This is a genomic window from Neolewinella antarctica, assembly GCF_011927835.1.
Classification (GTDB): Bacteria; Bacteroidota; Bacteroidia; order Chitinophagales; family Saprospiraceae; genus Neolewinella; species Neolewinella antarctica.
The window spans coordinates 909313-935760 of the sequence record NZ_JAATJH010000002.1 but is presented as its reverse complement, the minus strand read 5'-3'; the positions used below and the strand labels follow the sequence as shown (position 1 = coordinate 935760).

The window sequence follows — 26448 nt, the reverse complement described above, 5'->3', positions numbered from 1 at the left end:
GGTCAGACCATCAAACGAATTGGGTTTTCCAGGCTAGCCTTCATGTCATTGAGGAAGGCCGCGGCGGAAGCGCCGTCCACTACGCGGTGGTCGCAGCTCATCGTCAACTTCATTACTTTTCCGGGCACAACGGCACCGTCGCGCACGATGGCTTTGTCCTGAATACCACCAACGGCAAGAATACAGGCGTTCGGGGGGTTGAGGATGGCGGTGAACTCTTCGATACCGAACATACCCAGGTTAGAGATGGAGAAGGTACTCCCCGTCATCTGCTCGTTGCCGAGCTTGCGGGCCTTGGCCAGTCCGACGAGTTCCTTGACCTCGATGTTCACCTGGCTGAGGGACTTCATGTTGGCGTAGCGCACGACGGGCATCATGAGTCCGTCGGGGATGGCGACGGCGACGGAGATGTGTACGTCCTTGTTTTCGCGGATCGTCTCGCCCTGCCAGCTAGAGTTGATGATGGGGTGCTTGAGTAGATTAGTCGCGCTGGCCTTAACGATCAGATCGTTGAAGCTAATTTTTACCGGGGCGACTTCGTTGATCTTCTTGCGGAATTCCCAGGATTTGTCCATGAAAACCTCGACCGTCACGTAAAAGTGCGGGGCCGTGAACTTGCTGTTGCTAACCAGGCGCGAGACCGCCTTACGCATTTGGCTGACGGGCGTGTCGACGAAATTATCACCACCAGAGTTGAACGCAAAGGCGGGTACGTTGGCGGCTGGTGTAGGTGCGGCGGAAGCGGGGGCGGCGGAACCGACGGGGGCGGCTTGCACCACGGGAGCGCTCGGTGCTGGCGTGGGCGCGGGCGCGGGCGCGGGTGCAGCGGTTTTTGCGGGTGCGGCTTTGGCCGCTCCGCCGGCCCCCTCAACGTCACTCTTGACGATGCGGCCGTTGCCACCGGTGCCGGTGATGGTGGAAAGGTCGATTCCGGCTTCTTTGGCCATCGCTTTAGCTAGCGGGCTTGCCTTAATGCGCTCGTTGGAGGCGGGGGCGGACTCGGAAGTAGTTTCGGTTGCGGCGCCGGTCGTTTCCGCGGCGGCTTCGACTTCCTCGGTTGGCTTTTCGGCGGCGCTACCACCGTCGCTGCCGGCGGCTTCCAGGGCGGCTTTCCAGTCTTCGCCTTCTTCACCAATAATCGCGATGATACCGTCGATAGGGACGGCCCCTTCCTTGACGGCGATGTGGAGTAGGACGCCTTCGAAATAGGAGTCGAGCTCCATCGTGGCTTTGTCGGTTTCTACTTCCGCCAGGGTTTGGCCGGGTTCTACGCTATCGCCTTCTTCGACGAGCCAGTCTACGATGTTGCCTTCTTCCATCGTATCACTCATACGGGGCATGCGGATAATCTCGGCCATGTTGTTTCAGTCTTTAGTGGGTGGGTAAACCACCCTGTACGTATCGTTATGTAATCGGAGGGCAAATTTGCCCTTTATTTAGGATATAAACAAACTTGGCGGGAAGGGTTCTCCCCGCGCTGGATTTCGTACGTATTTGCGACCGCTTCCCCACAACTTTGCACCTCCGATAGCCAGCGAGACCGCGCCACTAAATTATGGTCGTTCCGCCAGATAATTCCGACGCCCCAGTTGACCTTTCTACCTTTCCGTTGTTACTTACGTACGCCACCAAGGTAATCGAATACAAGCCGCATGCAATTTTCCTCCCTCCTGATCGAAGAAGCCGTGAACGCCTTTGCCAGCCTCCCCGGCATCGGAAAAAAAACGGCCCTACGCCTCGTCCTCCACCTCGTTCAGCAGCCACCCAGTGAGAGTGTACACTTCGCTCAAGCCATCAGCACGATGCGCGCCAACATTCAGCACTGCACGACCTGTGGCAACCTGTCCGACCAGCACGTTTGCTCGATCTGCCGCGACCAGCGCCGCGACCAATCGCTGATCTGCGTCGTGGAGAGCATTCGTGACGTGATGGCCATCGAAGAGACGCAGCAGTACCGCGGCCTCTACCACGTGCTCGGCGGCGTGATCGCGCCCATCGAAGGCGTCGGCCCTTCCGATCTCAACATCGACACGCTCGTTCAACGCGCTCAGCACCCGGAGGCACGGGAGATAATCATGGCCATTAGCCCGACGATCGAAGGCGATACGACTATTTTCTACATTAATCGGCAACTGGAGAGCGTCGACGTAGCCGTCAGTAACATCGCCCGGGGTGTTTCCTTCGGCGGGGAGTTGGAATACGCCGACGAGGTGACGCTCGGCCGATCCATCGTGGCGCGAACGCAGCTCTAAAGGGGAGGCGCGCCGTCGATTCCTTGCTCCAGAAGAGCTAAGACCCCCGCCCGCTCCGCCGGTGTGTTAGCGTTCGTGAGGGGTGCCTCATCCTCCAAAACGATCTCTTTAACATCGCTGTTAATCAAAACTTTTCGCGGGCACGCGTGGCCAATACTCAGGAACTGCAGCAACCGCCCGTAAGCGCGTGGTTCGTACAGCGCGATGAGGGGCTCGGGAAACGGCTGGCTGGCGCCTCGGATCGCCGTGGCTAAACGGGAGGGATCGCGCTGCGCCAATAACTGGCCAACCGTCTTCTCGGCCACCAGTGGCAGGTCGCACGCCAGAACGAGCCAGGCGGATTCCGGATCGGCCATAAACGCCGAAGCGATGGCCCCCATCGGCCCCAGGTCCACAAACCGATCGTTAATCTCATTCTCCTGGCCGGTCGCTTCACTGACGCTAAAGTAGGTTTTCAGTCCTTTTTCCTCACAAATCCTGGCGAGTCGTTTCGCCTCATTTTCTCCGTTGCGGTAAACGAGGCTCGCCTTATCTTTTCCCATGCGCGTACTCTTTCCGCCCGTCAGAATGAGGGCTTTGACGGTTGGTAAGCGGGCAACGGCGTAGTTACGCAAGATCGTAAGCCCACGCTTCAACCACTCCGAAAATTGGTACACGATGGGGTCTTCACCAACGTGCTTTTTCAGCCAGGCGGGGATGGTTTTTTCCCCGGGGCAGAGCACAATTGTGAAGACGTTCGTCAGTTGGTCTTTTCTCCGCTTCAACGTACTGGCTTTCTTGCCGTCGATGAACACGATTTGCGCCGCACCGGGGTAATGATTTCCGTTGATTAGCGCTAAATCGTACTGGCTGCCGAGTAACTTGTCGTCAAAATCATTCCAGCGGTCGGATGTTTCGAATAACTTCGACCCGTGTTGCGACTTCCTGCCGGGTAGCGAAGTACCGTGGTCTCCGGTGACGGTCAGAACCTTCATCTCAGTTGCCAAGGTCTGCCCCCATTCCGAGAGCCAGCCATCAATGCGCTCACAGGTCGTGCCGACGAACGAGAATTCGACCCGGGCGTAGTTGCCAAGTGTTCGTCGCGCAATCGGTGGGTGTTTGTGGTGGGTCATGGTTGATAATTTAGAGCTTCCGGACTTGGTAAACTTCGCCAGCTTCGTAACGGTTCTTGCCGGCCGGTAATTCTAGGAAACCACCGCCGCGCAGCAAACTCGCCGCATCACCGGAACCGGCGTGCTTGACGGGAGTTGCCAACAGTTGCCCCGTGGCGGGGTCGGCCGCCAGCCTAACGTAGGAAAACAAGGTTAGGTTGGGCTTAAAGTCGACCGGCACGGCAAGCGCGGCGTAAACCGGCGCGCGTTCGCACCCAGTATTGCGGTCGAGGAAAGGAATGACGTAAGCCAAGCAACAGGAGAGGCTGGACTGAGGATTACCCGGCAGTCCGAACACCATGGTTTCCCCGTTCCGGCCCGCCCAAATAGGTTTGCCGGGGCGCTGGGCGACACCGTGAAAAAGTTTCTCGACGCGAAGCGCTTCGAGCACGGAGGGTACGTAGTCGAATCTTCCTTTGCTCACGCCACCGCTCAGGATGACAACATCGTTGTGCTCGATAATCCGTCCGAGGTCTTTAGTGAGGATGCCTGGATCGTCGGGGAGGTGATGCTGGCTGGCGACGTACCCCCTTTTCGCGAGGGCAGCGGACAGTTGATAGAGGTTCGAGAGGCGTATCTGGTGTGGTTGCGGTTGCTGGTCGACGTTGACCAACTCGTCGCCGGTAGCGATGATGGCGACGCGCGGAAGTCTTTTTACGCGGACGGTGGCGTAACCGAAGCTCGCCAACATCCCGACCGCGGCTACGTCGACGCGCGTCCCGACCGGAGCGAGGTGTTCACCCCGCTGAGCGTCTTTGCCCCGGGCGTGGATGTTCGCGTTGTCCAGGATACCCTCGGGTAGGTGGTACCCACCGGCTGTTTCCCGGAGCACTTCGTAGGGAACGACCGTCGTGCAACCCGCCGGCAGGGGTGCGCCCGTCATAATCTCGATGCAGCGGCTAGCGTCGACGAGTGGTGTTGGTTGCTGGCCCGCGGCCTGGACGCGTTCGCGGACGAAAAAGCGTTGGCCCCGCGCGTAGGCTGCGTGCTGCACGGAAATTCCGTCCATCGCGACCCGGTTAAACGCGGGTTGGTCACGGTCTGCGACGAGCGGCTCGGCCAGTATCCTACCCTGCACCCGCGACAGCGCCACTTCTTCTTCCCCCCAGGCAAAAACTTGGTGGGCTAACAGAATTTCGGCGCGGTCGCGGGAGCAGAGTTCGGGCATGGGGGCAAGGTACGGTGGCCGTTTCATTTAGTAATACTGACCCGTTCCAACGTTCGGTTACCGGGCGTTCTAATGTTCGAGAGTACCTTAAGGTAAGGAATGGGGGCGCGGCCGTAGATGCAGGGTAATAACGCACGAACGCATGACGATTACGCCCGGGCCCATCCGCTACCGCATTTAGGGGGGGGAAGCCAACGCCTAACCCGCACAATTTTGCCCGGCGGTTGAACGTCTAAATTACTGGCGCGTTACCGTCCCGAACGCAAGACCTTTTCTCCCCTACCCTCCATGCTGAACAGAAACGTAGGCGCTTTACTGGCGATCTTCCTTGGTCTTTTCGGGGCGCACCAGTTTTATATTGGCCGGTGGTGGACGGGTGCGTTGCAATTTGCGCTCTTTACCCTTTCCGTTTTCATTTCGGTGGTCGGTGCCCCGGAAGCCCTACTCGCGATCGCCTGGATCTCCACGGCGGTCATTCCCGTCCTGACGGGCATTCTCTGGTTCGCCATGCCGTCCCGAACGTGGCACGACCGCTACGACCCAACCGCCGAGCGGCCGACATTTCCCATCTCTAACCAACAACCCGCCATGGGCGACAGCAGCCAACTCAAAGCCGAGGGCATCACTTATTACCGCAGCGCGGACTACGACTTAGCCGCCGAGGCCTTTACCGAGGCCATCTCGGTGGATTACAGTGACCCGGGTAGCCACTTCAACCTCGCTTGCTCTTACGCCCAACTCGGTCGGTACCCGGAAACCCTGCACCACCTGGAGCTTTCCGTTACCTTCGGCCTGCCAAAACCCGAACGCATCGAAAAGCACCCCGCCCTGGGCGCTCTGCGCAAGCTACCGGCCTTCGACCGTTTCCGAGCGAACAACTACCGCCGCCGCGCTTACGTGACCGACCACGGGCAGCGCGACGCGACTACGCCGGTGCCACCCACCGAAAAGAGAAACCCCGAGCCCGAAACCATTACTGACTTCAACACTCCCCCACCCAGTCAGACCACCACCGGTGCGTCCGTGGATGGTGACCTGCTGGAGCAGATCAGCCGCCTGCGGGAACTGCACGACGCCGGGGTGTTGACAACGCAGGAATATCAGTTGCAGAAAGAGCGTCTGTTGGCCTGATGGCTGGTCTGCGGCGAGCTAATCCTCCGCTCCTGTCCCTTCCTACCCGGCACCGGCGGCCGCGCCTGACCGTAGCAAAAAAGGTGAATACCGGATGTTAGAGCATTGCGGCTTTCCCTACGCCCAAAGTGAGCTTCGAGATAATTAAAAATTTCGATCATAAAGTAGCGGAAGGTCAAGGTTTTACGCCCACGATTAGCGACTTTTGCAGCTTACCGGCTAGCGAAGTGTTTTCCCCCCTCAATATCGCCGGTCCGCAACCACTCAGCACGACTTTTAGCCGACAGGTGGCCCCGGCGACCGTGAGCGCCAAACGGAGCGTTTACCCACCGGCATCAGACTTCTTCCGGCGACCGCGCTTCGGTCAGATTCAGTATTCCCTATCTATTTTACAACCCGACTTACATGAGGTTATTCAACCTTTTTCAGCAGAACCTGGCCATCGACCTGGGCACAGCCAACACGCTCATCATTGAGAACGGGGTTGTCGTCATCGACGAGCCCTCCATTGTTGCCATCGACCGTAAATCACAAGAAACCATCGCGGTGGGCCTGCGGGCCATGCAGATGCACGAGAAGACGCACGAAAATATTCAGACCATCCGACCACTAAAGGATGGCGTAATCGCCGACTTTCGTGCCGCCGAACACATGATCAAGGGCATGATCGAGATGATCGGCACCCGCAAATCTTTCCTGACTCACCTGAAAATGGTCATCTGCATCCCCTCCGGCATCACCGAGGTGGAGAAGCGCGCCGTTTTCGAAAGTGCGGCCCGCGTTGACTCCAAAGAAACCTACCTCATCTACGAACCCATGGCCGCCGCGCTCGGCATCGGCCTCGACGTGGAAGAACCCATCGGCAACATGATCATCGACATCGGGGGCGGCACGACGGAGATTGCCGTCATCGCGCTTTCCGGCATCGTCTGTGACCAATCCATCCGCACGGCCGGCGACGAGTTCACCGAAACCATCGTCAACCACATGCGCCGTACCCACAACATCCTGATCGGGGAGCGCACGGCGGAGCAAATCAAGTTCGCCGTTGGTTCCGCCCTGCCGGAGTTAGACAACCCTCCGGCGGATTACGCCGTGAACGGGCGCGATTTGCTCAACGGCATCCCCCGGCAGATCACGGTTAATTACAAAGAAATCGCCGCGGCGCTCGACGAATCCATTATCGCTATCGAAGAAGCCGTCATCCGGGCGCTCGAGACGACACCGCCGGAACTGGCCAGTGATATTTACTCCACCGGCCTGTACCTGACCGGCGGTGGTGCGTTGCTGCGCGGACTGGACAAAAGGCTTAGCGCGAAGACCCAATTACCCGTTCACGTAGCCGAAGACCCCCTGACGGCGGTCGTGCGGGGCACGAGCAAGGCGCTGGCGGATACTCGGCGGTACAAGAGTATTTTGGTGCCTAGTTCTAGTGTTAGCTAGGGGGGAGAAGTAGGTCTTTGGTCTAGAGTCTGTGGTCAATAGTCTATAGTCATGGATGCTACAGACTATTGACCCCGGACCAAATAAACCAGACCGAGCCCACGTCAGCTTAAATAATGCAGCAACTTCTCCGCATCTTTTTTACCAACGGCAGTTTCTTCACCTTCGTGGCGTTGCAGCTCCTGAGTTTGTATTGCATCATCAGTTTTAACAGCCCCCAGAAGGCGATTGCGGCCGAGACGTGGAGCATCCGGGCGGGGTCGGTCCGGAGCGCGACGGAAACGGCACGGAGCTACCTGGACCTCGAGCAGGAGAACGAGGCGCTGCGCCAGGAGGTAGCTCGGTTACGGCAGCAGTCGCCCGAGTCGCTCTACGCCACCGAACGGATCGTGGATAGCTTCCGCGACGAAACTTTCGTCCAGCGCTACAATTTCCTGACGGCCCACGTCGTCAACCGATCCCCCTACCGGCCGAACAATACGCTGATCATCGACCGGGGAAAAAACCTGGACGTGCGCCCCGGCCAGGGAATCGTCAGTCCTACCGGGATCGTGGGAATTGTGGACCAGGTGACGGGGAACCACGCGCGCGTGCTCTCCGTTTTGCACCAGAGTATTCGCATCAGCGCCGGTCTGGCGTCCGGCGCCTTCGGGACCCTGCGTTGGGACGGGCGGGACCCCCGCTACGTAACCGTCACCGATCTTGCGGACTACATTGAAGTGCAGGCGGGAGACACGATCTTCAGCACCGGGTACTCAAACGTATTTCCTACGCACCAGGTGATCGGTTTCGTGGTAGACAGTGAGGTTCAACCGGGCACGGGTAGTCAAAACCTTACGGTAGCTTTGTCGAATAAGCCAGTCGAGGAGTCCAACGTCTTCGTCGTCCAGGACTTATTCAAGGATGAACTGAGCGACCTAGCCACAGAATAGCTACACCGAACCGCAGGGTTTTAAGAAAATCAAATAATTAAATGGGGGGTTCAGATCCGATCAGTAATGTCGTCCGCTTCGTGTTGTTGCTGTTCGTGCAGGTGATTCTGTTTCGCCAAGTCAGCCTTGGCCTGGGCGGGGCGGCATCATTGGCGATCATAGTGAGCCCGTTGTTCATTGCCCTGTTACCACTGCGGACGCCCCTTCCGCTGGTCGTGGTTTTTTCTTTTCTACTCGGCTTCGGCACTGACCTATTTTACGAGTCGCTCGGCGTACACATGGCGGCGGCTACGTTTACGGGGTACGCACGGCAGTTCGTGCTTCGTTTACTGGAACCCCGGGACGGGTTTAAAGTCAAGGCAAGTCCGGAAGGGCGCGACCTGGGTTTCAGTTGGTGGATGAAGTACGTCGGTATGATGTTGGGGGTGTACCTGATTTGGTACTTCAGCATGGAAGCCTTCTCTCCGGTATTCTGGCGGTCGATTGCGCTGAAGACGGTTGTTTCCCTGCCGGTATCCTGGGTAGTTTGTATGGTATTCGTTACTTTATTGCGTCCGCGTATCTGATCTCATTTTTATGGAAGGCATCGAATCCAACAGTGATAATTTTCGCGTCGTCGCGATTCGGATAATTTTTGTCCTGATTGCGGTGCTACTCGTTGGGAAAGCCGTTCACTTGCAGGTGACCAGCACGTACTGGCAGCAGCGGGCGGACCGGGTCGGGTACAGCAAAGAGAGCCTCTACCCCGCCCGCGGCTTGGTGCTGGACCGAACGGGGAAATTGCTCACGAATAACGTCCCGGTCTATCAGATCGAGATGACCTACAATAAATTCATCAAGCAACACGAGCGTTTCGATACTTCAGAATTTTGCCGTCTCCTTAAAATCACGCCGGAGTACTTCGAAAACGCGATCCCAAAAGTCTGGGCCCCTAAATACAGCAAGAGCAAACCCTTCATCTTCCTCCCGAACGTAGCGCCGACGCAGTACGCCACGCTGCAGGAAAACCTGTTTCGCTTCCCCGGCATCACGGCCAGTCTGCGCAGTTCGCGGAACTACCCCAACGGCGTGGCCGCCCACGTGCTCGGCTACATGGGTGAGGTAAGCCAGGGGGTGGTCGACCGGGGGAAGGGGGCCTACGACGTGGGTGATTACCACGGCATCTCGGGGGTAGAGTACGAATACGAGCGCCACCTCCGGGGTAAAAAGGGCAAACGCTGGCAGTACCTGGACCGCCTCGGCCGGGACGTCGGCAACATCAAAGCGGAAGAAGACGCCATCGTGGGGTCCAACCTAATCACTACGATCGACCGAGATTTACAGCAGTACGGAGAAAGCCTGATGGTTAACAAGGTCGGAACCGTGATCGCGCTGGAACCGGCCACGGGCGAGATTTTGGCGCTCATCTCCGCCCCCACCTACGACCCGAATACCCTCAGAATCGGTCGCCAGCGGAGCCAGGCCTTCACGACCCTCCAGCGGGACACTCTACAACCGCTGCTTAACCGTGCGATCAACGGTAAATACGCGCCGGGTTCGCCGTTTAAAAACCTGGTCGCGCTGATCGGAATGCAGACTGGCACCCTCGAACGCGACCGCGGAATAGCCTGCCACGGTGGCTTCCGTAGCGGCGGCCGCGTGTTGCTGGGTTGCCACAACCATCCCTACATCGGCAGCGTGGAGCAAGCGATCGCGCAGAGTTGCAACAACTACTTCGTTACGGTGTGGCTGGAAAACATTAACGAGTTCGGGACGCTGTCGCCGGTGCGGGGTTTAGACCGGTTCACCGGGTATCTGGAGCAGTTCGGTTTGGGCTCGAAACTCGGTGTCGACTTCCCGGGGGAGATTAGTGGCTTCCTGCCCACGGCGGCGTATTACGGCGAACGCTTCAAGGACGAACAGTACTGGCGTGCCATCTGGATTCGTAGTCTGGCCATCGGGCAGGGGGAATTTGAAATGACCAGCCTTCAGATCGCCAATTTTACCGCCGCTATCGCCAACCGGGGCTTCTGGCGCACGCCTCACCTAGTAAAGCGGCTCCAAGAGGGTAATGAATCCGTCGTCCGCCCGGTGACCGTCGAACGCCACGACATCGACATTGACCGTAAGCACTTCGAGACGGTGGTGCGGGGTATGCGCGGGACGGTCCTCAACGGAACGGCACGTCGGGCTAACATACCGGACATCGCAGTTTGCGGCAAAACGGGGACGGTGCAAAATACGAACGGTGACCACTCCGTCTTCACTGCCTTCGCACCGATGGAAGAGCCGAAAATCGCCATCCTCGTTTACATCGAGAACGGGGGGTACGGGGGTACGATCGCCGCGCCGATTGCTAGCCTGATGATTGAGAAGTACCTCAAAGGAGACATTTCTAAGCGACGTAAATACTTGGAGACGCGGATGTACGAAACGGACATGACGCGGCGGGGGGAGAGTTCTATTCGGGAGTTTAATTAGGCGGTAGGCGGTAGGCGGTAGGCGGTAGGCGGTAGATAATGAATCGGTAGGCAAGAGGTTAATTTATTGGGATTAGGGTGCGTGGTAAATCTTTGCGTTTCGTGATGCCATTCGGTAGGTTCTCTTAGAACATGTTGGGACTTTGGGTTCCTGGTCGGTTTTAGCTACGCTGCTACTGCGTGGTGAGACAGTTTTATGATGGTTGAGGCAGCAAAACCGGAGTTTAGCCATAGCTAAATGAGGATTTTGTTAACGAAAACCAGCGCAAAAGTGGCCAAAACAAGGCCGGAAGGCCAAGTCCCAATATGCTCTTAGTCCGTGCCTTATTCTTCCGCAGCCAACACGCCGTTGATGTTGAGGCGCATGGCCAAGTCCATCACCGCAACTACGCCTTCCACCGGCGCTTCCCGGTCGGGTGAGATTAAGATGGAAGCATCCCGATTGGCTTTGGCGTTGAGTTGTCCTTCGAGTTCGGCGAGCGCGATGCGGCGGTCGTTGAGGTAGAAGCTGCCGTCGGTGTCGATACGAACGTCATCGAGGTTGCTGGTGCTGGGGCTCGCGGGGGTGTCGGAGCGGCCGGGCATCTTCAGGTTCAGTGCGTGGGGGGCAACTACCGTGGAGGTGAGCATGAAGAAGATAAGTAAGAGGAAGATGATGTCCGTCAGGGAAGACATGCTGAACTCGGCGTTTACTTTGTTGCGTTTTTTTAAGCCCATGGGGGAAGGTGATCTGTGGTCTGTGGTCTGTGGTCTGTGGTCTGTGGTCTGTGGTAAATTAGTAGACTTCGATTGAGGTTCTTTTGTGTAATAACATCTTAGTACTCAGCAACGAAAAGGTTGGCGTGATGAGCGTACTTTTTTCCACCGTGGTAATCGGACGCAATATCGCCTTTTCTAAACACCTTCTCCCACTACGTGGGAATAGGAGCATAACTATCGCTAGGTGCCATTATTGTATGTTTCGGTAATCGGGTGCCCCGTATTCTTAGCGGTGCCGTCTCTTCAACTAGGTTTGGTCTACTTCGATACCTGCCTAGCAGGATGCAGTACTTCGGTCAGTGCGCTGAGTGACTATTCTTTGCGCCATACTTTAGCTAAGGCATAAATTGTATCTTCAACCTCACACCACACAAGCTACGTTCGAGCCATGCAGAAATCCACCACCAGCACCAATCGCCGCAATTTTTTAAAGACAACCGCCACGGCCGCCGCCGGCTTCATGATCGTGCCCCGCCACGTCCTCGGCGGTCCGGGCTACACCGCACCGAGCGATACCGTCAACATTGCGGCCATCGGCGCCGGTGGCAGGGGACGGGGCACCATGGATAATCTGCGGACCAAAGGGACAAACATCAACTTCACGGCGCTGTGTGACGTAGACGACGTGATGGCCAAGGACGCCCGGGAGTGGTACCCCAACGCCAGCTACCACCGCGACTTCCGTAGGATGCTGGACGAGAAGGGTGGTGATTTCGATGCGGTCATGATCTCCACGCCCGACCACACCCACGCCATTGCCGGCCTGGCGAGTATGGAGCTTGGTAAACACGTGTACGTCGAGAAGCCCCTCGCCCACTCCATCGCGGAAGTGCGGGCGCTGACCGAAATGGCGAAATCCAACCCACAACTCATCACCCAGATGGGCAACCAGGGTGCCAGCGGGGAGGGCATCCGCCGCACGCAAGAAATGTACGAGGCCGGTTTGATCGGTGACGTCCACACCATCAAGGCCTGGACGAATCGCCCGATCTGGCCCCAGGGCGGCAAATTACCAGCCGGCACCACCCCCGCACCCGACCACTTCGACTGGAACCTCTGGCTCGGCCCCGCCGCCATGCGCCCGCACCACGAAGCTTACCACCCATTCGCCTGGCGCGGCTACTGGGACTTCGGCACCGGCGCGCTCGGCGACATGGGCTGCCACATCATCGACACGCCCTTTTACATCCTCGAACTGGGCTATCCGGACAGCGCGGAAGCAAGCGTAGCGCAGGTCTTCAGCCAGAACTGGTCGGCCGACTACAATCCGGAGACCTGCCCGATGGCCAGCCGTATCCTGCTCAACTTCCCGGCGCGCGGCGACAAACCACCCGTCAAGCTGGAGTGGACCGACGGGGGCATCCTACCCAACCGCCCGGAAGAACTGGAAGCCGGCGAAGAAATGGGCGAATGGGGCGGCGGCATCATTATGGAAGGCACCCGGGGCAAACTTATGGCCGATACCTACGGCAATAACCCCCGCCTGCTACCCCTGTCTCTGAACGATCAGATCACCGTCGAGAAAACCCTCCCGCGAGTAACCACCTTCCACGAGCAAGATTGGGTCGACGGTATCCTGCAGGGCTACCAACCGAGCTCTCACCTCGGTAAAGCCGGTCCCCTGACCGAGACCATCCTGATGGGTAACCTGGCCGTACGGGGTTACAACGAGCGCTACCCCAAGCCCACCGCCGATAAGCCGGACGCCTACGACATTCCCGGCCGGACGCGCCTGGAGTGGGACGGCGCGAACATGAAGGTCACGAACGTGGACGAGATGAATGCTTTCGTGGGAAACCGGAAGCTTAGAGATTTTTGAGTCCTTCACCTACGGTAATAACTGGTTGGGAAACATACCTAGGTTGTTTAATGAGCCTTACTGAAGCGCCCGAACCGATGTGAGTGCCCACGGGGCGAGTGTTCAGTTAAGCTTCGTCAAGAAGGGCAAAAAGACAGATTAACTACGGTCATTGAGCTCCCCGCAATACCTTTGCCCGCCGGTAGCGACGTTACGGTACCGATAGTTGACGTTCACCAATCACCTTTTCCTTGCCCATCCGCAACGCCCTGTTTTCGCTCCTTGCGCTTTTCCTCTGCACCAGCGTCCGCGCCCAAGTTACCCTGAGTGGCTACCTACTGAGCGAGCACGATTCCGAAACGCTCAGCTACGGCACGGTCTACGCCCAGAATAATGGACTCGGCGTGACGGCGGATTCCAGCGGCTACTTCGTTCTTGAAGGGCTCACGTCTGGCCCCGAAATTCTCAACTTCACCCACATTGGCTGCGACGGGGAAACACGCGAAATTACCCTGGCCCGCGACACGCAAATCACCGTTTACCTCCACCACCACGATAATTACGTCGAGACCGTTACCGTAGCCGCCCAGGCCTTTAAAAAGCACGGGGCAGAACAGGACAACCGCGCCACCGCCGACCTCGCCGACGGCCTGGAGCAACTCACCGGCGTCTCCACTTTACGCACCGGGACCGCCGCGGCCAAACCCGTCTACGATGGCCTTTTCGGCAACCGCTTGAGCATTCAGAACAACGGCATCGCGCAGAGCGGGCAGCAGTGGGGCAACGACCACTCGCCGGAAATCGACCCGTGGGTAGCCGCCTACGTACGTGTCGTAGAGGGCGTCGAAGCCTTAAAGTACGCCGGGCCGACGGCCGGGGCGACCGTCCTGATTGAACCCGCACCGCTGCGGGAAACGGAAGACTTTTCGGGCAAAGCCGCCTATACCTTTCAGAGTAATGGCTTCGGCAACGTGGCCAACGCCCGGGTTTCAAACGGGGGTAAGACGGCCTACCGGTTGAGCCTGACGGGCAAGCTGCGCGGCGACCAACGCACGCCCGCCTACTACCTCCGCAACACCGGCCGCCGGGAAGGAGACGCCGCGCTTCAACTGGCGCGCTTTCATTCCGAGCGGTGGACGAGCCGCGTGTACCTATCTACTTTTAACGCCGAAATCGGCGTGCTGCGCGGCGCACACATCGGGAATTTGACCGACCTGGAAGAAGCCATCGGTCGGGCGGTGCCCTTTTTTACCGAGGATACATTTAGTGCGCGGTTGTCCAGCCCGCGCCAAAGGGTCAGCCACCACTTCGTCAAGGCGGAAACGGAATTTCGGCCCAACGAAGACAATCGTATGAGCCTCAAGTACGGCGGCCAGCTGAACGACCGCAAGGAATTCGACGTACGGCGGGGCGGGCGGGAAGACGTACCGGCCCTGTCGCTGCTGCAAACGAGTCATTTCGTGGAAGGAACCTGGCACCGCGAGCTCGGCCCGGGTCAGCACCTGGACGCGAGCGTGCAGTACGACAACACCGCCAACCGCAACCAACCCGAGACGGGGATTTTGCCGCTCCTCCCCGATTACAACAGCCACCGCGCCTCCGGCTACCTCGCTTTTCACCGCGAGCGGGGGCGTTTTCAGTTTCACGGCGGCCTGCGTTTCGACCGCCAATTTTTCGAGGCCATCACGATCTCGCGGGAAGTACCCCGGCCACCGGACCCGATCGAGCGCTTCGAACACACCTACAACAGCGTCGGGGCGAGCGCGGAATCCCGCTGGCAAATAACGGACGCCGTGAGCCTGCGCGGTGGCTTAACCTACCGGGAGCGCGCGCCGCAGATCAATGAATTGTACAGTAACGGACTGCACCAGGGGGTGAGCGGAATCGAGGAAGGAAGCCGGGACTTGGGGATGGAAAAGTCACTCAAAATATCCGCCAGCACCCTGATCAGCGGACCTAGGCTGGGGGTCAGCGCTACGGTATTCGCGCAGCCCATCAACGATTTTATTTTTCTGGAGCCCCAGGAAATACTTCGCCAGACGATTCGCGGCGCGTTCCCGGTTTTTCGCTACCGGTCGGCGGATGCTTTGTTGTACGGGATCAACGTCCAAGGTTACTGGCAAGTCCGGGCTGACTTAAAGGTATCGGGGGCGCTGTCGCAGGTGCGGGGGGAAGACCGACGGAGCAAGGAGGGTTTGGTATTCATCCCACCGACTAATTTCCGCGCCGGCCTTAGCTACGAACCCGGCGACCGCTGGACGGGCTTGTCGCTCGGTGCTGGCTTCTACCACAGTTTCGAGCAGCGGAACGTCGATGCTGAACTGGACATTCTACCACCGCCGGAGGGATATTCGCTGGTGGATTTATCCGTCGGGTACGCGTGGAAGTTGATCAACAAAAATATCCTCACCTTCCGGGTCGCGGGCGAAAACGTGCTAAACACAACGTACCGGGACTACCTGGACCGCCAGCGGTATTTCGCGGATGCGCCGGGGTTGAACCTGACGGTTGGGGTTAACTATGCTTGGTGAGTGCGCGGACGGATCGTCGTCGGCGACCCATGGCGCGGTAATCAACTTCATCGGCCGGTGGTAGTCGTATTCCGAGGGGGCATGGTGCCATCAATTGATAACGGCACGTCCGAATCCATAACGGTGACTTTAAAAACAGCGTCTTCAATCTCTGGGCGGTTAACTTACCGCGTACTTCCCGGAGCACTTCCGTCTCATCACGCTTCGTTATTAATTAAAAGCGTGCTCAGTACGGGCCAAATTCGGTACCCGTCACTCTGCCGAAATTTCATGAGGCGTAATTTCTCCTCCAGATCATTCGCCAGTTGCCGGCCATCCCAGTGAGGACTTTCCAGTAGTACTTTGCTACGAATTAAATCCAGCGCAAATTCATTGAGTGGTCCGTTGAATAAATCATCCATCGGTGCCTGAAGACCCACTTTCTTTTGCGCCCAGCAGATTTTTTTTGGTAACCGTTTATTCATCGCACGGCGAAGAATTATTTTTGTGTGCTGACCGCTGAGTAGATCTTCCAGTGGCAGGGCGAGGCAGAATTCCACCAGGCGGTAGTCAAGAAAAGGCGTTCGTATTTCCACCCCTTCGGCCATACTCGCGCGGTCAAAATTTTGCAGAATGGTCGGCAGGTAGGTTTCAAACATACAGGTGTTTACTATCTCCTGCGGGCTCATCAGTGGTCCTGTCGGGACAGGAAGTGCGGTGTGCTTGTTAATGCCTAATAAACGCCAAACGGTTTGTTTAGCGCGCTTTAGGACCAAGCCAGGATCGACCGTGCCGAAGGAAGCCATCTTGAGGCGTAAGTACAGCAGATTACTGTACGTTTCCGGTTCTTCTTTTGCGATGAAGGGTAGCAGACTATCGATCATGTTCCGGTAACCGAAAAGCATTTCGTCGACACCATGCCCGTCCAGGCTCACCTTAAAGCCATCCGCCGCCATGGCCGCGTATAACTGGCGGACGATAAAATTAGGGTCCGAAAAAACGGTATCGAACTGGCGCGTGTCGTTGAGAATGGTATCGCGATCATAAACCGGAAGAACTTCCTTGAGCTCGCCGCCAACGTGGTCGACTACCCGTCTTGCGTCACTCCGCTCGTCCCTCTGCGACCCGGGAAAACCGAGGCAGTAAGCCCGGCGGGATGCTTCGCCCGCCCGCTGCAGCCCCCCCCGGCCGAGTAATCCCGTCACGCTAGCGTATACGCTACTGGAATCCATTCCTCCACTGAGCGCGGTCGTAAGCGGCGCGTCCGAGCGCAGCCGTAAACGACAGGCATCGTCAAAAAGCTCCCGAAAGCGCTCGGTGCGTTCCCGTTGGCTCGCGGGCAGGGTTATTTCGCCCCGGTTGTGCCACCACCGGCGTACCGTTAATTGCCCATCCATCGCCAGCAGGGCGCAGTGGCCGGGGGGAAGCTGGTATAAACCCGTGAACACCGTTTCCTTTTTAGCCCCGAAGCTGCGCACATCCTTAAGGCAGTGAGCAAGGTTGGCCGCATCGAAAGTCCGTTCGTAGCCCCGCAGGTGCTTGAAGGCGTAGGTTTCGGACGCAAAAGCAAAGGGCTGCCCGGGGGCTCGCAAATAGTACAGGGGTTTAATGCCGTAGCGATCCCGACTGAGGAATAATTCCCGCCGCCGCTCATCGTAGATCGCCAGGGCCCACATACCGTTGAACTTAGCCTGGCAGTCAGCCCCCCACTGTTCATAAGCGGCCAGGACGACTTCCGTATCACCGTTGCTTTTGAACTGATGGCCTAATCCCTCTAGCTCCCGCCGGAGTTCGATAAAGTTATACAGTTCTCCGTTGTAGACCATCGTCAGGTGCCCCCGTACGAATGGCTGATCGCTGGCCGCGTCGAGGTCAAGAATGCTCAGTCGTCGGTGCCCCAGCCCGAGCCGTCCTTCTTCGCGGTAAGCGAAGCCGCGACCATCGGGGCCCCGGTGCGCCAGCGCGTCCGTGAATGTTTCTAGATGTTGAGGGGGTAAACGATCGACTGGGGAGTAGATGCCGGCAATACCGCACATGGGCGAAAGTCTTGTGTAAACTGTTTTGGAAACCGAAAACGCCCCTAAGCACGGGGAGAAAAGGAAGGAAAGACGGGCGAATGTAACCAATCCCTAATGATTTTTCGAAGGGTGCGGAAACATAATAAAGAAATAATAATATCTGCCCGACGCGTGCGGGGAAGTTAATCATCATTAACGTACCTGAGCAGTAGTTTGCGACCACAACCGCCCCGTACCGTAAATTTTACCATAGTGGCGTTGACCCGTGCTACAAGCGCCGCCGCTTCCGTCCACCGGTCACGTTGAATTCCGCCACGATATTCACCATATCCCGGTAGCGGTATCCTTTCTTGCCGATCCGCCCGGCCAAACTGGGGTTAGATTCCGCCATAAAATTCCGGATCGTCCGCTTGTAGCCAACGCGGGGGATGGGTAATAACTGATTTTTTCCGTACTCAAACCAGTAGGCCGCCGGCTGGGTACTGAACAGACGCAGCATTGAATCGTCCACGTACTGATCTTTTCCGTCCGGCAGGGCAAAAAGACTGAGGTGGCGGCCCGGCTCTACTTCCCGGAGAAAGAACCACTGCCCCTCGTGGTAGCGGCTGATGAAGCGAATACTGCTGCCTTCCTGGTTAAACCCAAAACCCTTTACAAGCTGGGGCGCGATGGCATAAACGTCGCCAAAGTCGTTAGTGAACGTGATGTAGTTACCCGTCGGGCTGTACTCGATCAGGTTGAAGTAACCCGTCAATTGGTAGTTATCCTTCGTGAGGAGGAAACCGCGGTAGGACTCGGCGGCGGCCGTGAGGGTGAAAGCGACGACGAGAAGAAGAGCGTAGCAGTAGCGCATGGGTGGTAGTTCGGTCTAAGCTCAAAATACGCAGAATCAAGTAGTTGTTGAAAGATTTTCCCGCTTTTTGTCATCCGCCCGCACGTTCCATTCACCCCGCACCCGTCCCGACTGAGTCGGGAGCCGTAAGTAACCTATCTTGTCCGGCAACATCCCCTCCCCCAGTGATCCGCTCTCTCCCCCACCGAATAGTTTTCTTCTCTTTACTATTTTTTCTCGTGTCTTCCTGCAACCGTACCGTCAGCGAACTAAGTGAAACGTACGTCAATCCGCTGAGAAATTATAAGTTCAGTTGCCAGTTGATTGACAGCACGGACGTCCGCGCCGCGCTCCCCGCCCTGGAAAAAGAGTTCGGTAGTTTTGTCGATTGCCCGGACGTGTACCGCCCTAAGCTACTTGCCGCCCTCTCCTTTTACCCCGAGCTAAAGGGTATCCGAATTACCATTGTCCAGAAACCCCTCAAGACCTCCATGGCCGCCCGCCCGGCTAATTATGCGTTTGCGCGCAACAAGCGTCGCTACAACATCTACGTCGACGACATCACCGACAAAGTGACTGACTTTCGCCGCTACCCTTACTCCGCGCAAATCGGCTGCTTCGTACACGAACTCGGCCACGTGGCCTACTACGAGCAACGCTCCAACGCCCGCCTGACCTACGACGGCCTCAGCTACGTCAGCCGCCAGAAATACCGTAGCCATTACGAAGAGTTGGCCGACCATAATTCGTTATCTCACGGCGGCGGTTACTACGGCTATATGTACCGAAATTACACGCTGAACGAGGCGGGCATTTCAAAAAAATACCGCCTCTTCAAAAGGGCCAATTATTACACCGGCAAAAAACTACTCGAACTACACAACGAGCAAAGGACGGAGCGTGGTCTCTCTCCCTGCCAACCGCCTCTAGCCGATAGTGCCAAAGTCTTTCGCCCAACTTTACCCATCAAATAATCGCCGTTGATAACGGACCGAACCAAATGCGAGCAACCGGCTGTTTCTTATGCGCTGTCGCAGGTGCAAAGGAGGAGGGGGGGCGAGAAGCAAAGTAAAAAAGGCGTATCTCCGCAGAGCTTGGTGACCCCGCCGATCGTTCAATTGGAGGACTTAAGCGCTGGGCGTAGGTGCTTTGACGTTGACAAAAAACCGGGCATGAAAATGGCTGTTATGCTCCTCAATCAGGAGTTCCCAGTAACGGCACACTACCCCACGTTTGTAGTAGGTGATGGGATAGCGCTTAACAGATCTGCCCGGATGGATAAAGTCAGGAATGGACCAGTCAATACCCCGTTGCAACTCAGCGGAAGTGACGTCCATGAACTTTGAAAATCCGTAGTCGCGGTAGTACATTGATCTTGTCTCCCCCTCCCGCAAGAAGGCCTGATCTGTCTTTTCAGTGAACGTTAGTTCATCGACGTAGGATAAGTGAACCCGGTACCGCCGCCCGTCCTTCAATGAGGCTTTATCGCGGACTTGTACCCGAAATTGATCGCCAGAATCGTAAACCTCCTTGTCAAAACTAGCGCGTAAGGGGCCACGTTGCACCCACCAATTCATTATCCGAGCGATAACTAATCCTGACTGGTACCAGAGGTACGCAAAAAATATCGCGACCGATAAAGGCAATAACCAAAGGAGCAGTATTACTAGCATTAAAATCCCCATGACGATTAGCTCCCCGGCGTCACGCTCTTGCAAGCTGTTGAGAAAAGATGCGCCCTCCGGTCCAGCGAGCACAACCACATCAAAAAAAGAGAACAGGAGGAAGGCAAAGAAAAAGCTCAGCATTAGGAAGCCGAGTAAATTCGTCACAAAGCGGGTAGTATAATGAAAGGTTTGGTATTGAAAAGTAGTGGGCCAACTAGCTACGGCAGAACTAAAAATGGCAAAACTAAACCACAGGAAAGCAGATAAGAGTCCCAAAAAACTCAAATAATCCACAGCATTCCTTAGCCAATGGTCACTGCCTTTTAACGTCGATAAATCAGTAAAATTCACGATTAAACCATATACCGCTAAAGCCACGAAGGGCAGATAGAGAACCACACACCATACTGGTACTTTGCTTTTAGCCAGCAATTTACCGTCGAGGCGGAAATTGTCTAACGTGACGCTGCCTGAAGGAAGCTGCGAGTTCCGGTATTCCTTGGCGTTCTTTCGTATGATCCGTAAGTTCACGATTATATTTTACTATTCATACCTTAGTCAAGGTCACCCTACTTCATCAAGGGTTCCACCGCCCGGTCCAAATCCGCAAAGGTGTTGAACGCCCGCCGGTACACGTAGCGTAGTTCTCCCCGGTAAATAATGGTCGTCGGTAGCGAGCCGGACCAGACGCGGTCGATCGTCGGCCCCCAAACGGCATCGCTCGTATCGGTAAGAATTACGGAACGGAGGTTCGGTCCGTTTGCTTCCAAAAATGCGGGAATACTTTCAATTGCTGCCTCTTTTTGGTCGAGGCTTACGAGGACAATCTCCATTGGCTTAGCGTGTTCTTCCTTGGCCAATTCCTCCAGCAAGCGAATCTCTTCCCGGCAGGGTTGGCACCAAGTGGCCCAAAAGTTTATGAGGTAGGTCGTATCGGAATCCTGATGAAAGAGCGGGGCTAAATCGTTGAACTCCGCGTAGCGGACGGGAATCACCGCGGTACCGAGTGCCGGTAGGGGGCCAACCGTTTTCTGGCTCCGGTAGCTGTCGAAGTCGCAGGTGCAAAGTAAGAGGGTCAGGAGGAGCAAGGGAAGGGAGAGGCGCATAGAAAAAGCTAATCTCCCCACGCCCTTACTTGTTCAATCGAATATCTATTACCGAGCTTAGTTTTGGTACGGGACTCCGTACGGGTTGCGAATCGAAAGCATTCCGCCGCCCACAAAGGCTAGGAGAAACTTTCCGAAACGTAAAAGATCCCGCAGCACCGGGGTGCTGCGGGATCTTTACCCATGAAATGAATCGTAATACTACTCCCAGTTGGGGTTCTGACCCAAATTCGGGTTAGAAGACAGCGCGCCGTTAGGAATCGGCCAGAGGTAGTGCTTATCCTCGTCGAACGTAGGATTTTCGTAGCTGGTGCCTTTGTAGGGAGACACGTATGGTACACCGTCAACGTCGATGGTTTGTACCCTAGCGCCATCGTAACGAGCCTTAGCCTTTTCGTCGAATCGGATACCCAAATCCTCCTGCGTCAACTCTTTACCACACTTCCAACGACGAATATCATCGTAGCGTTGTCCCTCGATAAACAGCTCTACGCGGCGTTCGCGACGGATTTCTACGAGGAGGGAAGAAATGCCTACGTCTGCGTAGCGGGGGTCCATCGGTGGGTCCATCATGAGGGACGGCATTCCGACTCGGTCGCGCAGTTTATTGATGGTCATGTCCAGATCGTCCTGACTGATCTGGCCGAGTTCCGCCATTGCTTCGGCGTAAATTAGGTAAGTTTCACCGAGGCGAAAGGCGATGGCGGGGGTGGTACCCCGGTTATAACCACGAAGATCGGTTTCTTCACTATATCCTTTAACAATGTGGTAGCCAGTACTCGAGGTGAGACCACCCATTCCTGGCAGGCGAGGAAAACTACTTGCATCACTTTCGTTGTAACCGTACCGTTCTTTATCCTTTGGATTCAGAATCGAAGCGGGTAAGCGGGGGTCACGATTGATGAAGACACTTTCAATCGTAGTATCTCCGGCGTACAGGGGAGAAAGGTTGATGGGCAGGCCATCACTACAGAGGTAGTCCTCGACCATCTCCTTCGTAGCACCGCCGGAACGTCCTGGGAAGAAGTTTACGATGTTGTTGTCGCGAATGGTGGCTTCGTATTTGATCCAGTAGATGATTTCGGGATTATTCTCTAACGTTTCCGTTTCCGCGAAAGCTTCGTTGTATGCGGTGAGTGAGTCACCGTTCATATTGAGCTCAAATTCTCCGGAGTCCATTAGCTCTTTAGCGGCGGCGGCGGCTTTTTCGAGCCACATATTGCCGTCGTTGCCCCGGTACTTTTGCCAGGTACCTTCAAACAAACAAATTCTGGCTTTGAGTGCTAGCGCTACCGCTTTGTCCATGCGCCCTGGATTATCACCGCCAGGCCATTTGTCGGGCAAGTTAGCTTCCGCAAACTCCAGATCTTCCAACACCTTAGTCATTACAAAATCACGATCGTCACGCTCCCCAAATAGTTCGGGTGATTCCGGACTTAGTTCTTTGTCGATGTACGGAATGTCACCAAATTTCGAAACCCGGTCCCAGTAGAACCATGCACGAAAGAGGCGGGCTTCCCCAGTATAGTTGTTGATGATCTTCTGGTCGATGGATGCGCGATCGTAATTTGCCAGACCGATATTGATAGTCCGCAGAAAACCCCACTCACCCCAACCGAAGAAATAACGTCCGTTCGTCCGGTGGACGCCCGCGCGTATGTTGTCGAATATTCCTTGTACTGGGGCAGTATTATCGGTAAAACCATCCAGATACCAGTAGCTGCTGTTACTACTTGGGAATCTGGTGTGATGGCCGTGCAGGACGACCAAGTTCCGGTCATCCCTAGTTTGATCGTACATACCATTGTTGTAAGTCCTTAGATCGTTCTCATTTTGAAAGAACGTCTCGAGACTCAGTTCATCGAGCGGTATTCGCTCCAAAAAGTCATCATTACAGCTGCTGAGCAGGCCGGCGAACAGTAAGAGCGTCACCGTATTTATTGAAAATTTCATCTTATTTGTTTGTTGGTGATCGACTTAGAAAGTTACGTTGAGGCCCATGCTAACGGTCCGCTCGAAGTAGTATTGCTGGAATCTGGTTCCAACCTGCTCTGGGTCGAGCGGCTTACGCATTGGGGTGTACTCCCACAAATTGAGGCCGGATAAGTAGATATTTGCCTGAGCTAAACCTACCTTACTGATGATGGTTCTCGGAACCTGGTAGCCAAGCGTGAGGTTCTTCAAGCGCACGTAGGCAGCGTTCTGCACGTACCGTGACTGGGGAGCGAAGTTCCTGGTGTCGCGGATAATTGGCCGCGGAAAGTACGCGTCGCGGTTTTCGGGGCTCCAGGAGTCGTTGAGCCATGGTTCGTGAATGAAGCCGGATTGGTAAGGATAGAACGTACCCCAGTTGCCGGCATCCGGAAGAAAGTCGCGGAACAGGCCCTGGAAGAAGGCACTGACGGTGATTCCCTTCCACTTTATGGTGGGAGTGACGCCGAAAGAATAGCGCGCGGTTTCGTTACCGATACGGGTGAAATCGCCCAGCGAGTCGAGCGTCCGAAGCCCCTGATCGATAACACCGTCTCCGTTCAAATCAGTGAAGCGAATATCACCCGGACGGACATTGTTATTACTTAGATCATCATGATCTGGAGCGCCGTCAATTTCCTCCTGTGATTGGAAGATGCCTTCGGTTTGGTAACCAAAAATCTCTCCTAGTTCTTGGCCTACGTAAAAGTTCCTTATGTTTCCAGTTGGATTATCGTACCGAGTGATACGGCTAGTGTTGTCGGCTAGAGCAAGCTGAAGACTAAAATCGACGGAGTTGCGAATCTTGTCGCGGTATAAGACGGAGAGTTCCCATCCTTTAGTCCTCAGGTCCGCACCATTCTCCCTCGGTGGGGATGCACCAAGAATATCAGGCCGGGAAACGCCGAGTAACATGTCTTTGGTGTCACGAGTATAGATATCGAAAGAGAAGTCTATACGGCTGGCCAAAAGAGAAATGTCGATTCCAATGTTACGGGTACCTACGCTTTCCCAAGTTAAGGAAGGACTTACTAGGCCAGGAGGTCGTACAACCGACGTCTGACCGGTATTGAGAACGAAATCAGAGTTACCAGAAGACAGGGACGGGATATAAGGATAGTATAATTGGCGACGTGGACTACTATTATCCAAAACTGTCTGATTACCCAGCTCTCCATAAGAGGCCCGAATTTTTAGGTTATCCAGCCAATCGCGCGTTCCACTCATAAAAGATTCTTCTGAAATACGCCAAGCGGCGGAGAAGGAAGGAAAAAAGCCGAAGCGATCGGCTTTAGGAAAGCGACTCGTGCCGTCATAGCGGCCGTTGACTTCGAAAAGGTAACGTTCGTTAAAGTTATAGTTGAAGCGGAAAAACGCTCCGCGAATAGCTTGCTCTTCCGCGTTACCACCCGAATTTTGTACGCCAGTCGTAGCGTCTAATTGAGTAATAATGGGACTTAGCAGGGTCTGAGCACCAGCAGTAACTTGCTTACCTTGGTACAATTCCTGATTATAGCCAACCTGTGCACTTAAGTTGTGAGCAATACCCAGGGTGAAATCGTACTTGGCGTAAGCGTTGAAGACGTAGTTTTGGTTGTAGTTCTGCCGTTCACCAATGTTATCGTTATTACTCTCGCCGTTGTCAAACGCCGTATTGGTAAGATTCACACCATTCACCAAATCAATGAGACTTGCAACGTTCTGTTGGGTTCTAAACTCGAACTGAGAGGCGAAATTAGCCTGAATAACAAATCCGTCGAAGGGCGTTGCGGTCAAACCTTGTGACAGCCACACTTCGTGGCGCTCCGAACGATCGCGGCCACCGTCCGTCAAGTAGGGTATGGCGCTGAACGAAGATGCAAAGCCAGCTCCGATAAACTGCTCATACTCCTCCCGGTCTCCTTCTTCTAAGTAAAATGGCAAATCGGGAAATTCCAACGGCTCGAGCGGTGTGATTCTTTGGATGGAGTTGAGGTTTGCGTTAAAACCATAGTTATGGGGATTATCCTGCTGGATATTGTTGTAGATAACCTTCTCCTCTAACGAGAGCCAGTCGTTAATCTTGAAGTTGACTTTGAGTAGTGCGTTCAGGCGCTCAAACTTTTCATTGGCATCCTTAATGGCCAAATAGCCATCCTTAGTGAAGTATCCGACCGAAGCGTAGTAGGAAGTCCCGTTGGTCGCACCGGAAATACTCATGTCGTACTTGCGCTGGGGAGTAAAATCCGTGACCAACCGCTCTTGGTAATTATTGGAGCCGTAGAAGCGTAGTTCATTGTTAAACACACCCCATTCATTTTCTTGGGTTGGATTTTCGGAGTACCTACGGACGCCGTCCACAAAGTTCTGGTCGTAAGTAGGGTTGCCATTGTCCGCTTGAGAAGCTATGTTCCAATTGGTCACGTAAGTGAGCGGATCGAGTATCGGATCGATGTGAAAAATCGGGGACGACAGCGCCTGCTCGGTACTGAACGTAACCTTCACCTTTCCTTCCTGACCTTTTTTAGTGGTAATAAGGATAACGCCAAAAGCTGCCCGCGCACCGTAGATCGCCGAAGCCGCCGCATCCTTCAGGACACTGACGCTGGCGATATCGTTCGGATTGATGCGGTTGATATCCATCGGGATGTTATCTACCAGAATGAGGGGATCACCACCGTTGATGGAAGTAAAACCACGAATATTGAATTCAACATTTCCGTTCGGGTCACCGTTGGGGACCGAAACGTTCAGACCCGCAACCACGCCCTGAAGGCCCTGGCCGACGTTCGAGATGGGCCGGTTTTCCAGTACTTCGCCACTGGCCGTGCCGATGGCACCGGTTAGGTTGACTTTTTTCTGCGTGCCGTAGCCGATTACGACGACCTCCTCGAGCGCCTGGGCGTTCTCACCGAGCGTTACGTTAATTTGGGACCGGCCAGCTACCGTCTCGTCAACGGAAGAAAAACCCAGAAAGGAATACCGGAGTACGTCGGACCCCTCTTGCATGGTCACGGAATATGCGCCGTCGATATCGGTAACCGTACCGTTTGTGGTACCTACCTGAATTACGTTGACGCCCGGGATACCGATGCCGGTTTGGTCAACGATCGTTCCCGTGACCGCCTGGGCGGATATGGCCCCCATAACGCTGAAGAGCAAGGCGACCGCCAGGGCCATCCGCAGCCCCTTTTTGCAGTTGAATAGAAGTTTCATCATGATGTGACTTGTGAGATTATACAAAATTTTGAAAGCTTAAGAACGCGATATAT

19 protein-coding genes are annotated in these 26448 nt (G+C 55.6%); 9 read left to right on the top strand and 10 right to left on the bottom strand.

Annotation, left to right across the window (positions count from 1 at the left end):
* Positions 1 to 2: 2 nt before the first annotated feature.
* The gene (locus GGR27_RS08955; protein WP_168037079.1) at positions 3 to 1358 is read right to left on the bottom strand and encodes a dihydrolipoamide acetyltransferase family protein; all 1356 of its coding nucleotides are present in this window, start codon (positions 1356 to 1358) and stop codon (positions 3 to 5) included.
* A 294-nt stretch (positions 1359 to 1652) separates the two neighbouring features.
* Between GGR27_RS08955 and recR the strand changes: the two genes are divergently transcribed.
* Positions 1653 to 2252 carry a recombination mediator RecR gene (recR, locus tag GGR27_RS08950; protein WP_168037078.1) on the top strand — a complete coding sequence of 200 codons (600 nt, stop codon included), beginning with the start codon at positions 1653 to 1655 and terminating at the stop codon, positions 2250 to 2252.
* Here the strand turns inward: recR and GGR27_RS08945 are convergent.
* Both GGR27_RS08945 and GGR27_RS08940 read right to left on the bottom strand, forming a co-directional pair.
* Positions 2249 to 3364 (bottom strand): NTP transferase domain-containing protein, encoded by a 1116-nt coding sequence (locus tag GGR27_RS08945; protein ID WP_168037077.1) that lies wholly within the window; start codon positions 3362 to 3364, stop codon positions 2249 to 2251. The genes recR and GGR27_RS08945 overlap by 4 nt on opposite strands.
* Before the next feature lie 10 nt (positions 3365 to 3374).
* Positions 3375 to 4571: a molybdopterin molybdotransferase MoeA gene (locus GGR27_RS08940; RefSeq protein WP_168037076.1), complete on the bottom strand. Its 1197-nt coding sequence runs from the start codon at positions 4569 to 4571 to the stop codon at positions 3375 to 3377.
* Between the two features lie 288 nt (positions 4572 to 4859).
* Here GGR27_RS08940 and GGR27_RS08935 point away from each other — a divergent pair, with 288 nt between their 5' ends.
* The 5 genes from GGR27_RS08935 (at position 4860) to GGR27_RS08915 (ending at position 10537) form a co-directional block, all read left to right on the top strand.
* Positions 4860 to 5702 carry an NINE protein gene (locus tag GGR27_RS08935; RefSeq protein ID WP_168037292.1) on the top strand — a complete coding sequence of 281 codons (843 nt, stop codon included), beginning with the start codon at positions 4860 to 4862 and terminating at the stop codon, positions 5700 to 5702.
* A gap of 405 nt (positions 5703 to 6107) precedes the next feature.
* Positions 6108 to 7145 (top strand): rod shape-determining protein, encoded by a 1038-nt coding sequence (locus tag GGR27_RS08930; RefSeq protein ID WP_168037075.1) that lies wholly within the window; start codon positions 6108 to 6110, stop codon positions 7143 to 7145.
* Positions 7146 to 7261: 116 nt separating this feature from the next.
* Positions 7262 to 8077, top strand: a complete 816-nt coding sequence (mreC, locus tag GGR27_RS08925; RefSeq protein ID WP_168037074.1) for a rod shape-determining protein MreC — start codon at positions 7262 to 7264, stop codon at positions 8075 to 8077.
* Positions 8078 to 8118: 41 nt separating this feature from the next.
* The gene (locus GGR27_RS08920; RefSeq protein ID WP_168037073.1) at positions 8119 to 8643 is read left to right on the top strand and encodes a hypothetical protein; all 525 of its coding nucleotides are present in this window, start codon (positions 8119 to 8121) and stop codon (positions 8641 to 8643) included.
* Between the two features lie 10 nt (positions 8644 to 8653).
* The gene (locus GGR27_RS08915) at positions 8654 to 10537 is read left to right on the top strand and encodes a peptidoglycan D,D-transpeptidase FtsI family protein (RefSeq protein ID WP_168037072.1); all 1884 of its coding nucleotides are present in this window, start codon (positions 8654 to 8656) and stop codon (positions 10535 to 10537) included.
* Positions 10538 to 10860: 323 nt separating this feature from the next.
* On the opposite strand, the gene GGR27_RS08910 is transcribed toward GGR27_RS08915, so the two are convergent.
* On the bottom strand, positions 10861 to 11253 hold the full coding sequence (locus tag GGR27_RS08910; RefSeq protein ID WP_168037071.1) for an ExbD/TolR family protein: 393 nt from the start codon (positions 11251 to 11253) through the stop codon (positions 10861 to 10863).
* Between the two features lie 430 nt (positions 11254 to 11683).
* On the opposite strand from GGR27_RS08910, the gene GGR27_RS08905 reads away from it, so the two are divergent.
* Entirely contained in the window at positions 11684 to 13114 is a 1431-nt protein-coding gene (locus tag GGR27_RS08905) for a Gfo/Idh/MocA family protein (RefSeq protein ID WP_168037070.1), read from the top strand.
* A gap of 230 nt (positions 13115 to 13344) precedes the next feature.
* A complete protein-coding gene (locus GGR27_RS08900; RefSeq protein WP_168037069.1) occupies positions 13345 to 15624 on the top strand; it encodes a TonB-dependent receptor in 2280 nt (759 codons plus the stop codon).
* A gap of 197 nt (positions 15625 to 15821) precedes the next feature.
* On the opposite strand, the gene asnB is transcribed toward GGR27_RS08900, so the two are convergent.
* Both asnB and GGR27_RS08890 read right to left on the bottom strand, forming a co-directional pair.
* The gene (gene asnB / locus GGR27_RS08895; protein ID WP_168037068.1) at positions 15822 to 17639 is read right to left on the bottom strand and encodes an asparagine synthase (glutamine-hydrolyzing); all 1818 of its coding nucleotides are present in this window, start codon (positions 17637 to 17639) and stop codon (positions 15822 to 15824) included.
* 250 nt (positions 17640 to 17889) lie between these two features.
* Positions 17890 to 18474 (bottom strand): hypothetical protein, encoded by a 585-nt coding sequence (locus tag GGR27_RS08890; RefSeq protein ID WP_168037067.1) that lies wholly within the window; start codon positions 18472 to 18474, stop codon positions 17890 to 17892.
* Positions 18475 to 18692: 218 nt separating this feature from the next.
* On the opposite strand from GGR27_RS08890, the gene GGR27_RS08885 reads away from it, so the two are divergent.
* Positions 18693 to 19427 (top strand): hypothetical protein, encoded by a 735-nt coding sequence (locus GGR27_RS08885; RefSeq protein ID WP_168037066.1) that lies wholly within the window; start codon positions 18693 to 18695, stop codon positions 19425 to 19427.
* A 153-nt stretch (positions 19428 to 19580) separates the two neighbouring features.
* On the opposite strand, the gene GGR27_RS08880 is transcribed toward GGR27_RS08885, so the two are convergent.
* From GGR27_RS08880 to GGR27_RS08865, 4 genes are all read right to left on the bottom strand, one after another.
* Complete coding sequence (locus GGR27_RS08880; RefSeq protein ID WP_168037065.1) at positions 19581 to 20651, bottom strand: hypothetical protein; 1071 nt, start codon at positions 20649 to 20651, stop codon at positions 19581 to 19583.
* Positions 20652 to 20689: 38 nt separating this feature from the next.
* On the bottom strand, positions 20690 to 21226 hold the full coding sequence (locus tag GGR27_RS08875) for a TlpA family protein disulfide reductase (protein WP_168037064.1): 537 nt from the start codon (positions 21224 to 21226) through the stop codon (positions 20690 to 20692).
* A 201-nt stretch (positions 21227 to 21427) separates the two neighbouring features.
* Positions 21428 to 23179, bottom strand: a complete 1752-nt coding sequence (locus GGR27_RS08870; protein ID WP_168037063.1) for a RagB/SusD family nutrient uptake outer membrane protein — start codon at positions 23177 to 23179, stop codon at positions 21428 to 21430.
* Positions 23180 to 23203: 24 nt separating this feature from the next.
* Entirely contained in the window at positions 23204 to 26395 is a 3192-nt protein-coding gene (locus tag GGR27_RS08865) for a SusC/RagA family TonB-linked outer membrane protein (RefSeq protein ID WP_168037062.1), read from the bottom strand.
* Positions 26396 to 26448 lie beyond the last annotated feature (53 nt).

Bases quoted from the DNA above. Each gene is read 5' to 3' on its own strand.
- GGR27_RS08955 (WP_168037079.1), bottom strand. From the start codon at position 1,358: ATGGCCGAGATTATCCGCATGCCCCGTATGAGTGATACGATGGAAGAA.
- recR (WP_168037078.1), top strand. From the start codon at position 1,653: ATGCAATTTTCCTCCCTCCTGATCGAAGAAGCCGTGAACGCCTTTGCC.
- GGR27_RS08945 (WP_168037077.1), bottom strand. From the start codon at position 3,364: ATGACCCACCACAAACACCCACCGATTGCGCGACGAACACTTGGCAAC.
- GGR27_RS08940 (WP_168037076.1), bottom strand. From the start codon at position 4,571: ATGCCCGAACTCTGCTCCCGCGACCGCGCCGAAATTCTGTTAGCCCAC.
- GGR27_RS08935 (WP_168037292.1), top strand. From the start codon at position 4,860: ATGCTGAACAGAAACGTAGGCGCTTTACTGGCGATCTTCCTTGGTCTT.
- GGR27_RS08930 (WP_168037075.1), top strand. From the start codon at position 6,108: ATGAGGTTATTCAACCTTTTTCAGCAGAACCTGGCCATCGACCTGGGC.
- mreC (WP_168037074.1), top strand. From the start codon at position 7,262: ATGCAGCAACTTCTCCGCATCTTTTTTACCAACGGCAGTTTCTTCACC.
- GGR27_RS08920 (WP_168037073.1), top strand. From the start codon at position 8,119: ATGGGGGGTTCAGATCCGATCAGTAATGTCGTCCGCTTCGTGTTGTTG.
- GGR27_RS08915 (WP_168037072.1), top strand. From the start codon at position 8,654: ATGGAAGGCATCGAATCCAACAGTGATAATTTTCGCGTCGTCGCGATT.
- GGR27_RS08910 (WP_168037071.1), bottom strand. From the start codon at position 11,253: ATGGGCTTAAAAAAACGCAACAAAGTAAACGCCGAGTTCAGCATGTCT.
- GGR27_RS08905 (WP_168037070.1), top strand. From the start codon at position 11,684: ATGCAGAAATCCACCACCAGCACCAATCGCCGCAATTTTTTAAAGACA.
- asnB (WP_168037068.1), bottom strand. From the start codon at position 17,639: ATGTGCGGTATTGCCGGCATCTACTCCCCAGTCGATCGTTTACCCCCT.
- GGR27_RS08890 (WP_168037067.1), bottom strand. From the start codon at position 18,474: ATGCGCTACTGCTACGCTCTTCTTCTCGTCGTCGCTTTCACCCTCACG.
- GGR27_RS08875 (WP_168037064.1), bottom strand. From the start codon at position 21,226: ATGCGCCTCTCCCTTCCCTTGCTCCTCCTGACCCTCTTACTTTGCACC.
- GGR27_RS08870 (WP_168037063.1), bottom strand. From the start codon at position 23,179: ATGAAATTTTCAATAAATACGGTGACGCTCTTACTGTTCGCCGGCCTG.
- GGR27_RS08865 (WP_168037062.1), bottom strand. From the start codon at position 26,395: ATGATGAAACTTCTATTCAACTGCAAAAAGGGGCTGCGGATGGCCCTG.